We start from the raw sequence: 12149 nt of genomic DNA, 5'->3' as shown, positions 1-12149 counted from the left end.
TTATGGGACAAAGGCCATACCCTTGAGTTGGCCAACTTCCCCCTCTGACCGGAGGTTTTTTTATGTCCCGCGCGTTGGTGAAAGAAGATTTCCCCGTTTCGAACGCCAGGCATTTTCTCGAGCCTGGCCCGATCGTACTGGTTTCCTCTCGCTGGCAGCAGCAGAGCAACATCATGACCCTGGGGTGGCATATGATTATGTCCTTTTCCCCTTCGCTGGTGGGCTGCGTGATCGCCGCCGGCAATCATACCCACGAAATGGTGCGCGAAAGCGGCGAGTGCGTGATCAATATCCCGTCGGCGGCACTGATCGACACGGTCGTGGGGATCGGCAACTGCTCCGGCAGCGAGGTCGACAAGTTTGCAGCATTTGAGCTCACGCCCGGTTCGGCCTCGAAGGTCGATGCGCCGTTGATCGACGAGTGTTACGCCTCTTTCGAGTGCCGTTTGCACGACGAGGCCATGATCGACGGATACGACCTGTTCATTTTCGAGATCGTCAAAGCTCACGCCGCCCCCGGGGCGGACGAACAAGCGTCGCTGCACTATCAAGGCATGGGGGCGTTCATGGTGTCGGGCACTACCCTCGATCGCACGGAGTTGTTCAAACCCTCGATGCTCGTCTGAGCAAAAACCGGTGGCGAGCAGGCGCCTGCTCGCCACCGCTTGCGCCTCGAGGGGCGGGCCTCGATACTGAATGAGTGACTTTTAGCGGGTTTCACGTCTTGGATCTCAGGAGCGTTGCATGGTGGAAGATGATGTCGTAGCGGCAAGCCGCGAACCGCAAGCCGACCCTTTGGCCCTGGTGGTGAAAGAGCGCGCGGCGCAGAGTGCGCTGATCATCGTGGATGTTCAGCCGGATTTTCTGCCCGGCGGGGCGCTTGCCTGCGCCGAGGGGGATGCCATTTTGCCCGGCATCGAGGCGTTGCTGGCAAAGCGCGCCTTTGGCCACGTGGTCGCCACCCAGGATTGGCACCCACCGGCGCATATCTCCTTCGCCTCGCAGCACCCGCCCCATCAGCCTTTCGAGGCCATCGAACGCTTTGGCCACCAGCAAACCTTGTGGCCGGATCACTGTATTCAGAGAAGCGAAGGCGCGGCGCTACATCCCGCGATCGACTGGACCCCTTGCGACGCCATCATCCGTAAAGGCACCGACCCACAGATCGACTCCTACAGCGCGTTTCGCAACAACCAGGGCCCGGACGGCAAGCGCCCGGCCACGGGGCTTGCGGGCTGGCTTCGCGATCGCGGGGTGAGTGATGTCTATCTCTGCGGGCTGGCGCGGGACGTTTGCGTTCTGTGGAGCGCCGAGGACGCGGTGGCCGCGGGGTTTCGCACCCACTTTCTCTGGTCGCTGACGCGTCCGGTTACCTTCCAGACCGATGCCGCGACGCGAGAACGCCTGGAAGAACTCGGGGTCATCGTCGTCGAGTCGTGACGATGGCGTCGCCCTGAAGGGGCGGGCGGTGGTTTTAGCGCGGTGGATGCGGGAAGCGTGGGCTTTCGTTACAATGCGTTCCAACGATTTTGCCGCTTCGGGGGCTTGCGCAGGCGTTTATCGGCCAGTGCTAAGACCGCCCGGTGGCGTTTGCCTTTTTTCGAATCCTCAACAAGGTCAGGCCACTCATGTTGGAAACCAACCCGCTACACACCCAGATCAAGGACTTGTCTGAGCGGACAGACGTTCTTAGGGGGTATCTTTGACTATGCCGAGAAGAAAGATCGGCTAGAAGAAGTCTCCCGCGAGCTCGAAGACCCGAACGTCTGGAGCGATCCGGACTACGCCCAGAAGCTGGGCAAAGAGCGCGCCACTTTAGAGACGATCGTGGCGACCATCGACGAGCTGGACCAGGGCCTGGGCGATAGCCGCGACCTGTTGGAACTGGCCGAGATGGAAGACGACGAAGCCACCGTCGAGGAAGTTCATAAAGAGCTCGACAGCATGCAGGCTTCGCTCGAGAAACTCGAGTTTCGCCGGATGTTCTCCGGCGAAATGGACGAGAACAACGCCTATCTCGACATTCAGTCCGGCTCCGGCGGCACCGAAGCCCAGGACTGGGCGAACATTTTGCTGCGTATGTACCTGCGCTGGGCCGAACACCACGGCTTCAAGGCGGATATCATCGAAGCCTCCGCCGGCGAAGTAGCGGGCATCAAGTCCGCCTCGCTGCATATCCAGGGCGACCACGCTTTTGGCTGGCTACGCACCGAAACCGGGGTTCACCGGCTGGTGCGCAAAAGCCCCTTCGATTCCGGCGGGCGTCGTCACACCTCGTTCGCCTCGGTGTTTTTGTCACCGGAGATCGACGACACCTTCGAGGTGGAGATCAACCCCTCGGATTTGCGCGTGGACACCTACCGCTCCAGCGGCGCCGGCGGTCAGCACGTCAACACCACCGACTCGGCGGTGCGGATCACCCACGAGCCGACGGGTATCGTCGTGGCCTGCCAGAGCCAGCGCAGCCAGCACGCCAACCGCGACTTCGCCATGAAGCAGCTCAAGGCGCGGATCTGGGAACACGAGATGCAAAAGCGCAACGCCGCCAAGCAGGAAGCCGAGGACTCCAAGGCCGATATCGGCTGGGGCAGCCAGATCCGCTCCTACGTGCTCGATGACCAGCGTATCAAGGATCTGCGCACCGGCGTGCAGTCGAGCAACTGCGACAAGGTGCTGGACGGCGACCTGGATCAATTTATCATCGCAAGCCTCAAGCAGGGCTTGTAATCTTTTTGCGGGGTCAGGCCGTGTTTGGTGCATGACCCGCCTGGAACATACATAGGGTGCTGGATGGCTAACCAAGACGCGTCTTCTCTGGACAACGAAAACCACCTGATCGCCGAGCGCCGCGCCAAGCTTTCCGCACGGCGCGAGACCGCTGCCGCCCAGGGTAAAAGCGCTTTCCCCAACGGTTTCCGCCGCGACAGCCTCACCGTCGAGCTCGAGAATCTGCTCGGCGACAAGGAAAAGGCCGAACTCGAGGCGCTGGATCACCAGGCGTCGGTCGCCGGGCGCATCATGCGCAAGCGCGGCCCGTTTATCGTCATTCAGGACGTGGCGGGCCAAATCCAGCTCTACGTGGATAAAAAGGGCTTGCCCGCCGAGCTTTTGGAAGAGATCAAAAGCTGGGATATCGGCGATATCGTCGCCGCCAGTGGCCCGGTGCACAAGTCCGGCAAGGGCGATCTCTACGTGATGATGGTCGAAGCCGAGCTTCTGACCAAGAGCCTGCGCCCGCTGCCGGACAAGTTCCACGGCCTGACCGACCAGGAGGCGCGCTACCGCCAGCGCTACGTCGATCTGATCATGAACCCGGCGTCGCGCAAGGCGTTCGAGACGCGCGCCGCGGTGATCAGTTCGATGCGCCGGTTCTTCGAGGCCCGGGGGTTCATGGAGGTCGAGACCCCCATGCTTCAGCCTATCCCAGGCGGGGCGACGGCGCGGCCGTTCATCACCCACCACAATGCGCTGGATATGGACATGTACCTGCGCATCGCCCCGGAGCTCTATCTCAAGCGCCTGGTGGTGGGCGGCTTCGAGAAGGTCTTCGAGATCAACCGCAACTTTCGTAACGAAGGCCTCTCGACCCGGCACAATCCCGAGTTCACCATGGTCGAGTTCTACTGGGCCTACGCCGATTACAACGACCTGATGGACATGACCGAGGCGATGCTGCGCTCGATCGCCGAGCAGGTACTGGGCACCACGCTCCTTTCCTACCAGGGCGAAGAGTACGACTTCGGCCAGCCGTTTCGCCGCTTGTCCCTCAAGGATTCGATCCTCGAGTATGGCGATAACATCACTGAAGCCGAGCTCGATTCGCTGGAAAGCGCCCGGGCCGTGGCCGAGCGTGTTGGCATCAAGGTGAAGCCGAGCTGGGGGCTGGGCAAAGTCCAGACCGAGATTTTCGAAGAGGTCGCCGAGCCGAAACTCGACCAGCCCACTTTCATTACGATGTACCCGGCGGAAGTCAGCCCGTTGGCGCGGCGAAGCGACGCGGACCCCTTCGTCACCGACCGTTTCGAGTTTTTCGTCGGCGGGCGCGAAATCGCCAACGGTTTCTCGGAGCTCAACGACGCCGAAGACCAGGCCGAGCGCTTTCGCGAGCAGGCCGCCGAGAAAGACGCCGGCGACCTGGAAGCGATGTACTTCGACGGCGACTACGTGCGCGCGCTCGAGTACGGCATGCCGCCAACGGCGGGGGAGGGCATCGGCATCGACCGTTTGGTGATGCTGTTTACCGACAGCGCCTCGATTCGCGACGTGCTCTTGTTCCCGGCCATGCGCCCGGAAGTGGAATAAAACATTGGTGAAAAAGCCATTAACGCCAATGCGCTAGTAAAAGTTGGTAAGGGCGCGCTATAGCGCCCATAATGGTCAACGTTTCGACGGCGAGGAGAATCCCATGAAACTGCTTAACCGCTCCGCTCTGAGCGTCAGGCCGACCCAGCCCTTTGTCGACTGGATCAATGCGCTGGAACCCACCATGGGAGACGACGACCTGACCCTGGACGACGTCGAACGTGAAAGTACCATCTACCTCATTCCCGAAATGGATACCCCTGAAGCACTCGAGACCTTCGTGCGCGAGCGCTTCAGCGATATCCTGGAAACCGAGCTAAGCGCCTGGGAAGAGGACGAAAGCCAGTGGCCCAAGCCGCTGGACTGGACGCTTTTCCAATCGTTTCTCCACGTCGAGCACAGCTACCTGGCCGTCGATTTGGATGATGAAACGGCGCTGGAAATTTCCGACGTCGAGGACGCGCTCTCCCTCGAGACCGACGCGCCCTAGCGCTTGGCTCGACTCAGCGCTGCACGACAAAACCGGCTCCGGCCGGTTTTGTCGTTGTAATGGCCTTTAACCGTAGCGGTCTTGAGAGGAACGCCCGCCCCATGCGACTGTTTGAAACCCGCCCCAATGATGACGGCCTGCCCGGTCGCGAACGCGCGCTTGCGCTGTTGGCGCTGATGACCGGCACCACCATGGCGGTGATGGACACCACCATGATCAACCTGGCGCTGCCCACCATCGCCAAGGACCTGGGCGCCTCGGCCTCGCGCTCGGTGTGGATCACCAATATCTTCCAGGTGGTGTGCGCGGCGTTTTTGCTGGTGTTTGCAGCGCTTAGCGAGCTGATCACTCGGCGGCGGCTCTACCTGTTGGGCCTGGCAACGTTCGTGGCGGCGTCGATTGGCGCGGCGCTGTCACGAAGCCTTGAAACGCTGCTGGTGTTTCGCGCGCTGCAGGGCCTCGGCGCGGCGGCGACGCTCTCCATCGGGCCCTCGCTCTACCGGGCCATCTTTCCCAAACGACTGTTAGGCAGCGCGATGGGGATGAGCGCGCTGGTGGTCGCCGGGGGCTACTCCGCCGGGCCCACGCTTAGCGGGGTGATTCTCTCCTTCGCCAACTGGCCCTGGCTTTTTGCGCTCAACGTGCCGCTGGGGCTCTGCTCGCTCTGGTTCGCCGCCCGCGCTTTGCCTCGTGAAACGCCGCGCCAGGGCAGCTTCGACGTGTGGGGCGCGTTCTGCTCGATGGCTATGCTGGCAAGCTTTTTTCTCGCTATGGACGCGCTGGGCCACGCAGCTCCGGGGCAGGGGCTTTCGTGGGCGCTTTTATGTCTGACCACGGCTGCGCTGTTCATAAGGCGCCAGCGCCGGGCGCGCTACCCGCTGCTTCCGCTGGTGCTGTTTGGCGAGATGCGCTTCACCCTGGCAGTATCCGCCTCGGGGCTTGCCTTCATCGGCCAGGGGCTGACCTTCGTGGCGCTGTCACTTTTCTATCAAAATCAGATGGGCTTCACGCCGCTTCAAACCGCTTGGCTCTTCACGCCCTGGCCGCTGGCCATCATGGTGGTAGGCCCGCTTGCCGGGCGGTTGGCGGATAAGCTCAACCCCAGCGTGATTTCGAGTATCGGGCTTTTGTTCTTGATTGCCGGGCTAGTGGCGCTGGCGCTGGTGGATGAAAGCACCGGCATTGCGGGAAGTCTTTGGCGCACGGCACTTTGCGGGATCGGCTTCGGGCTATTTCAGCCGCCCAACAACCGCGAAATGATGGCGAGCCTGCCCGCCGAGCGAAGCGCGAATGTCTCCGGGGTGATGAGTACGGTGCGCACCGTGGGTCAATCCTTCGGCGTGGCGGTGGTCGGGGCGGCGCTGGCGCTGGGGCTTTCGGTGCAGGCCACGCTCTGGTTCAGCGCGCTGACCACTTGCCTTGCGCTCGCGGTCAGCCTATCGCGCATCTCGCTTGCGCGTCGCGCGCTCGTTGAACGGCGGGCATCGTCGCCGCCCCGCTAAGGGCGTACAATAAAAGCGTTTATCCACCCAGGAGGCCGGTCATGACGTTGCAGACACAAATCGAAGAGAAATTAACGGCGCTTTCGCCCGACGTGCTGCGCGTAGAGAACGAAAGCCACATGCACAACGTGCCCGCCAATTCCGAGACCCACTTCAAAGTGACGCTGGTCTCCGAGAGCTTCGAGGCGATGATGCCGGTCAAGCGTCACCAGCAGATTTACGCGCTGCTGGCCGACGAGCTGGGCGGGCCGGTTCACGCTCTGGCGCTGCACCTTTATACCCCCCAGGAGTGGGCCGCCCGCGGCAGCGAACGGCCTAATTCCCCGGACTGTCGCGGCGGCGGGCAGTGACTCCGGAAGCCAGCCGACGCCACTACCTGGACGCCATGGGCATCACGGCCTGGGCGTGCCGGTACCAGCTGCCCAACGCCCTGCCCACCGAGGCCTGCGAATGGGAGGCGCCCGCCGCGGCCGCCGAGCCGCGCCAGGCGCTGCACGCACTGCTCGAAGAGCAAAGCGCTGCGCCGCCCAGGGCCCCGGCCAGCACTCAGGCGGAGCCCGAACCTGGCGCCAGCACCCCGCCCAAATCCGCCCGGGCGCTGCTGGGCGATATCGCCCCTCCCGAGCGAGCCGAGCCAGCGCCCGCCCCTGCCCCTGAAAAAGCGCCGGCCAGCACCCCGGTGGCGCACGCCGAGCCGGTGGTGTTTACCGTGACTTGCGTGTGCATCGACGGGCGCTTGCTGAGCCTGCACCCGGGCGCGCCTGGCCCCGGCGAGCAGCGACTGCTAGGCAACATGCTAAGCGCGGCGGGGCTGATCGACGGCGCGCTTCCTCAATTGATCACCTTCAACTGGCCGCCGGTGGCCAACGCCTTTGCCTCTGAAGACCCGATGGGTGAGGCCCGGGAAGGCTTGGCCGCCTTTATCGAAGGCGCAGCCCGGCGCCAGGGCTGGCAGCTCGAACGGCTGCTCTGGTGGGCGAAGCCCTCCTTGGAGAGTGATGAGCCAAGCGAAGGTGGCCACACGCTAAGCCAGGTACTCGAGCTTCGTGAGCGTCAAAGCCATACGCTGGACCTGCCTGTTTGGCAGGGGCCAGCGCTCGATACGCTCACGAGTGCGGCGGCCAAGCGCGCGCTGTGGCCCGAACTTTTACGCCTTGCCCAGGGCGCGGCGGAGCGCCCTGCGTGATCGAGGCGCTATCTGCTGCGCATCTCACCGACCTGGTCGCCCTGGAGGCCCAGGCCCGCAGCGGGGCGAGCGAGCGCGCGCTCGAACAGGCGCTTACGGATTCGAGCATGGTCGTGCTGGGCTTATGGCGCCAGCAGCGCCTGGTGGGCTACGCGCTCATCGCGCGGCTTCCCTTCGAGGCCGAGCTGCAGGCCATTGGCGTTTTGAGCGCGTATCGCGGTCAAGGCCTGGGGCGGGCGCTTGTGGAGGGGGTGTTCGACCAGGCGCGGGCATGGCAAAGCGAGCGGGTGCTGCTCGAGGTGCGCGAGCACAACGTGGCGGCGGTCAAACTTTATGAAGCGGCGGGGTTTGGCGTGGACGGGCGGCGAAAAAACTACTACCCGGCCGCTAACGGGGCCGGGCGAGAGGATGCGCTGTTAATGTCAGCGCTAGACACGCAGCCTTAAACGGAACCCGAGGTGTCGCTCGATTCGAATTTCGACAGCACGCCCTGTAGGCGGCGTTCCCACTCTTCGTGCTCTTGCTTGTACTCGGCGTTCTCCTTGCGAAGCTCTTCGTTTTCGAGCTTCATCAGCTCCAGCGCCTCGACGGCATCGGTGACTTTCTGTTCCAGCTGGTTAAATAGTTCAAGGCTCATGCCTACCTCCAAAAAGCGGGGCAGAAGGGCCTGCCCACAGTAAATGACGCGTTGGGAGTGCGAGCGTAACGCCGTGCTGACTATTGGGCAAGCGCGGTGCGCCGGTAAAGCCGCGCGGTGCTCTCGCCGGCGGCGGTTTCCCGGTAAAGCTGCCAGTTGGCGGGCACCTGCGGGGTCAAGGCGCGCTCGGTTTCCAGGTAGATAGACGCCTCGGCGCTTAGCCAGCCGCCGTCTTCCAGCGCCTGACAGCACGGCCCGGCCAGGCCTTTTAGAAACGGCGGGTCGATGAACACGATGTCGAACGGCGTGGAGGCGCCCGCTAGAAAAGCGGTGGCATCCTGGCTTTTGACCTCGGCGTTGGTGGCGCCCAGGGTCGCCAGGTTCTGCTCGATCAGCGCGGCCACGCGGGCCTCACGCTCGACGAACACCGCCTGGGCGACCCCGCGCGAAAGCGCCTCGATCCCCAGCGCGCCGGAGCCTGCGAACACGTCCAGGGCGCGCTTGCCGACAAGCATTGGCCCCAGCCAGTTGAACAGCGTTTCGCGCACGCGATCGGGCGTTGGGCGAAGACCTGGGTGGTCGAGCACCGGAAGCTGGCGGCGGCGGTAATCACCGCCGATAATACGTAGCTTGCCGAGGGCTTTGGATGCGTCGCGAGGCGCAGAGGTTTTGCGTGAAGGGCGTTGTCGTTTCATATGGCTGATTGTAGCGGGCCGATTATCCAAAGTCTTGGTTGGCGGTGGTAGGATGGTCACAATGTTCACCTTTTTAGTTGGATACCCCCATGTTCGGTTTCTTGAAACGTAAGAAAAAGCACGATCCCCAAAAGTCCCAGGCGCCTCAAGAAGAGCGCGCCCTGGACCCGACCCCGCAGGAGCCCGAAGTCGAGCCCGAGCCTCAGCAGCCGGAAGTCGAGCCCGAGCCGCAAACGCCCGAGGTAGAGCCCGAGCCGCAGAAGCCCGAGGTGGAACCCAAGCCCCAGGAGCCGGAAGTCGAGCCCGAGCCCCAAAAACCCGAGGTGGAGCCCGAGCCGCAAAAGCCGGAAGTCGAGCCCGAGCCCCAAAAGCCCGAGGTGGAACCCGAGCCACAAAAACCTGAAGTAGACCCCGAGCCGCAAAAGCCTGAGGTCGATCCTGAACCTCAAAAGCCGGAAGTCGAGCCTACGCCTCAGGAGCCCGAGGTCGAGCCTGAATCGCCGCGTACCCCCGAGGTCGACCCGCAGCCCGCCGGCCCCGAGGTAGAGCCGACCCCCACCGAGCCCGAGACTGCCCCGGTCCAAGCCGCGGCCCGGACCGCCACCCAGGAAAAGCCGGTGGCCGCGAAAGCGGAAAAACAGGGCTTTTTCGCGCGTATCAAATCAGGGCTTGGCAAGACCCGGGCCAACCTGACCGATGGTCTGGCGGATCTGTTTCTGGGCAAAAAGCAGATCGATGACGAGCTTTTGGAAGACCTGGAAACCCAGCTGTTGATGGCCGACGTGGGGATCGAGGCGACCACCGCGATTATCGAACGCCTGCAAGCCCGGGTGTCGCGCAAGGAGCTCAAGGACCCGGCTGCGCTCTACAAGGGCTTGCAAGAAGAGCTTGGCAACATGCTCGAGTCCGTCGCCAAACCGCTCGATTTCACCAAAGAGGGGGATGGACCCTTCGTCATTTTGGTGGTCGGTGTGAACGGCGTGGGCAAGACCACCACCATCGGCAAGCTGACCCAGCGTTTTCAGCGCGAAGGTAAACGCGTGATGCTCGCCGCCGGTGACACCTTCCGCGCCGCGGCGGTGGAACAGCTCAAGGTGTGGGGCGAGCGTAACAGCGTGCCGGTGATTGCCCAGCACACCGGCGCCGACAGCGCCTCGGTCATCTACGATGCGGTCAGCGCGGCGAAGTCCCGTGGGGTGGACGTTTTGATTGCCGACACCGCCGGGCGGCTGCACAACAAAAGCCACCTGATGGAGGAACTCAAGAAGGTCCACCGGGTGATGCAGAAAATCGATACCGCCGCCCCCCACGAGGTGATGCTGGTGCTCGACGCCGGCACCGGCCAAAACGCTATCTCCCAGGCCAGCACCTTCAACGAAGCCGTGCCGGTTAGCGGTATTACGCTGACCAAGCTCGACGGCACCGCCAAGGGCGGGATCATTTTCGCCCTGGCCAAGCAGCTCAATACCCCGATCCGCTTTATCGGCGTTGGCGAGAGCCTGGATGATCTGCGTCCTTTCGATGCCGATGATTTCGTCAATGCGCTGTTCGACCAGCCCGAGAGCCACGCCCGCGCATGATCGCGTTTGAGCACGTGGGAAAACGCTACGGCGGGCGCTTCGAGGCGCTGGCGCATCTCAATTTTCGCGTGGGCCAGGGCGAGATGGTGTTTTTGACCGGCCACTCCGGGGCGGGTAAAAGCTCGCTTTTACGCCTGATCATGCGCCTGGAGCGGCCCAGCCGTGGGCGGGTGGTCGTGGCCGGCCACGATATCGCCCGGCTTCACTCAAGCCAGGTGCCGTTTTACCGGCGCCAGATCGGCGTGGTCTTTCAGGACCACCAGCTTCTGTTCGATCGCAGCGTGTATCACAACGTCGCGCTGCCGCTGGAAATCCAGGGGCTCGAGCCGCGGGAATCCGCGCGCCGGGTGCGCGCCGCCCTCGATAAAGTAGGGCTTTTGCACCGCGAGAAAGCGCTCCCCGTGGAGCTCTCCGGCGGCGAACAGCAGCGGGTAGGCATCGCCCGGGCGGTGGTCAACAAGCCCGCGCTGCTGCTCGCCGACGAGCCGACCGGCAACCTGGACCCGCACCTGTCCGCGGATATCATGGGGCTGTTCGAAGACTTCAATCGCATCGGCACTACGGTCATGATCGCAAGCCACGACCTGGCGCTGATCGCCAGGCTACGCCACCGTATTCTGCGCCTGCGCGACGGCCGCCTGATCGCCGACGAGGGGGCAGTATGACGCGCCGGACAACGCCCCCCAGCGGCCCCGCTCGCCGCACCGGCGCGGTCAGCCGACCGGCCGCCGGGCACGCCAGTACTCCCCATAAGGCAGCCGCGCCGCGCCCGCCCAAGCCCCGCGCCACGGGCCCGGGGTTGGGCAGCCGGTTGCGCGCCTGGGGCCGCCACCACCGGGCCATGCTCGGTGACAGCCTTTATCGACTGGTGCGCCACCCCTTGGGCAACGTACTCACGATGCTGGCCATCGCCATTGCGCTGGTGCTGCCCGCCGCGCTTTGGCTGACGCTGGATAGCGCGCGGCTGCTCGACGCCGAACTCGACGAAAGCGCCACGCTTACCGTTTACTTGCAAACCGAGGTGGACCCGGCTCAGGCGGCGCGTATCGACGAGGCGGTCAGCGCCGAACAGGGCGTGCTACAGACCCGGCTGATCAGCGCCGAGGAGGGCATGGCGGCGTTTCAGCGCTCGCTGGGCCTCGACGATACGCTGATGGGCCTCGAGGAGAACCCGCTGCCCGCAAGCATCGTGATCAACCCGCAAAGCGTCGAGCCGCTGGCCATGGAGCAACTCGCCGGGCGCCTGGAAGGTTTGTCGGGGGTCGATGAAGTGCGCGTGGATTTGGCCTGGGTAGAACGGCTTCGCCACCTGGCGGACCTGGGGCGGCGGGTGGCGCTGGCGCTGGCCGTGCTGTTCGGCTTTGGGGTTTTGCTGGTGGTGGGCAATACCATTCGCCTTTCCGTGGAGAGCCGTCGCCGGGAGATCGAGGTGGTCATGCTGATCGGCGCCACTCACGCTTTCGTGCGCCGGCCCTTTTTGTACAGCGGGGCCTGGTACGGCTTTGGTGGGGGCTTGATTGCGCTATTGCTGCTGGCGCTGGGTAACCACTGGCTGTCGATGCCGGTGGCGGCGCTGGCGGCAAGCTACGGGGCGAGCTTCACATTGCCGCAGTTGGATGTGACGGGCTCTACAATTTTGCTATTCTGCAGTACACTATTGGGCTGGCTGGGGGCATGGCTTGCCGTGTCGCGCCACCTATCCAGCATTCGCCCGCGCTAGGTTTTTTAGCGCGGGTGCGCCACCCGGCTCGAGCCAT

Annotated in this window: 14 protein-coding genes; 12 read left to right on the top strand and 2 right to left on the bottom strand. The window is 63.8% G+C overall.

All coding sequences use genetic code 11. The annotated features are described in order from the left end of the window. Positions 1-62 precede the first annotated feature (62 nt). From ACWHXT_RS15115 to rimI, 9 genes are all read left to right on the top strand, one after another. Positions 63-626 carry a flavin reductase family protein gene (locus ACWHXT_RS15115; protein WP_447956434.1) on the top strand — a complete coding sequence of 188 codons (564 nt, stop codon included), beginning with the start codon at positions 63-65 and terminating at the stop codon, positions 624-626. Between the two features lie 118 nt (positions 627-744). Further along, positions 745-1440: a nicotinamidase gene (locus ACWHXT_RS15110; protein ID WP_447956433.1), complete on the top strand. Its 696-nt coding sequence runs from the start codon at positions 745-747 to the stop codon at positions 1438-1440. 188 nt (positions 1441-1628) lie between these two features. Then, a protein-coding gene (gene prfB / locus ACWHXT_RS15105) for a peptide chain release factor 2 (RefSeq protein ID WP_447530010.1) occupies positions 1629-2727 on the top strand; the annotation gives its coding sequence in 2 pieces (ribosomal slippage) (positions 1629-1703 and positions 1705-2727; 1098 coding nt in all). A 63-nt stretch (positions 2728-2790) separates the two neighbouring features. Next, on the top strand, positions 2791-4302 hold the full coding sequence (gene lysS / locus ACWHXT_RS15100; RefSeq protein WP_447956432.1) for a lysine--tRNA ligase: 1512 nt from the start codon (positions 2791-2793) through the stop codon (positions 4300-4302). Positions 4303-4405: 103 nt separating this feature from the next. Continuing rightward, the gene (locus ACWHXT_RS15095) at positions 4406-4792 is read left to right on the top strand and encodes a hypothetical protein (protein WP_447530008.1); all 387 of its coding nucleotides are present in this window, start codon (positions 4406-4408) and stop codon (positions 4790-4792) included. A 101-nt stretch (positions 4793-4893) separates the two neighbouring features. After that, entirely contained in the window at positions 4894-6294 is a 1401-nt protein-coding gene (locus ACWHXT_RS15090; RefSeq protein ID WP_447956431.1) for an MFS transporter, read from the top strand. Positions 6295-6335: 41 nt separating this feature from the next. Then, positions 6336-6644: a BolA family protein gene (locus tag ACWHXT_RS15085; protein WP_447530006.1), complete on the top strand. Its 309-nt coding sequence runs from the start codon at positions 6336-6338 to the stop codon at positions 6642-6644. Next, on the top strand, positions 6641-7480 hold the full coding sequence (locus ACWHXT_RS15080; RefSeq protein ID WP_447956430.1) for a hypothetical protein: 840 nt from the start codon (positions 6641-6643) through the stop codon (positions 7478-7480). Before ACWHXT_RS15085 ends, ACWHXT_RS15080 begins: the two co-directional genes overlap by 4 nt. Continuing rightward, entirely contained in the window at positions 7477-7926 is a 450-nt protein-coding gene (rimI, locus tag ACWHXT_RS15075; RefSeq protein ID WP_447956429.1) for a ribosomal protein S18-alanine N-acetyltransferase, read from the top strand. The genes ACWHXT_RS15080 and rimI overlap by 4 nt, the downstream gene beginning before the upstream one ends. Here rimI and ACWHXT_RS15070 read toward each other — a convergent pair. Together ACWHXT_RS15070 and rsmD are read right to left on the bottom strand one after the other, a co-directional pair. After that, positions 7923-8117, bottom strand: a complete 195-nt coding sequence (locus ACWHXT_RS15070; protein ID WP_447530003.1) for a cell division protein ZapB — start codon at positions 8115-8117, stop codon at positions 7923-7925. The genes rimI and ACWHXT_RS15070 overlap by 4 nt on opposite strands. 80 nt (positions 8118-8197) lie before the next feature. Beyond that, the gene (gene rsmD / locus ACWHXT_RS15065; protein WP_447956428.1) at positions 8198-8812 is read right to left on the bottom strand and encodes a 16S rRNA (guanine(966)-N(2))-methyltransferase RsmD; all 615 of its coding nucleotides are present in this window, start codon (positions 8810-8812) and stop codon (positions 8198-8200) included. 89 nt (positions 8813-8901) lie between these two features. Here rsmD and ftsY point away from each other — a divergent pair, with 89 nt between their 5' ends. Genes ftsY through ftsX form a run of 3 tightly spaced genes read left to right on the top strand, consistent with a single transcriptional unit; the run spans position 8902 to position 12112 of the window. After that, a complete protein-coding gene (gene ftsY, locus ACWHXT_RS15060) occupies positions 8902-10392 on the top strand; it encodes a signal recognition particle-docking protein FtsY (RefSeq protein ID WP_447956427.1) in 1491 nt (496 codons plus the stop codon). After that, positions 10389-11057, top strand: coding sequence for a cell division ATP-binding protein FtsE (gene ftsE, locus ACWHXT_RS15055; RefSeq protein ID WP_447956426.1), 669 nt, complete (start codon positions 10389-10391; stop codon positions 11055-11057). The genes ftsY and ftsE overlap by 4 nt, the downstream gene beginning before the upstream one ends. Then, complete coding sequence (gene ftsX / locus ACWHXT_RS15050) at positions 11054-12112, top strand: permease-like cell division protein FtsX (RefSeq protein WP_447927089.1); 1059 nt, start codon at positions 11054-11056, stop codon at positions 12110-12112. The genes ftsE and ftsX overlap by 4 nt, the downstream gene beginning before the upstream one ends. Positions 12113-12149: the final 37 nt, after the last annotated feature.

This window comes from Vreelandella halophytica (genome assembly GCF_968193635.1).
Note: the sequence above shows the minus strand (reverse complement) of the source record. Positions and strands in the feature narration are given on the sequence as shown.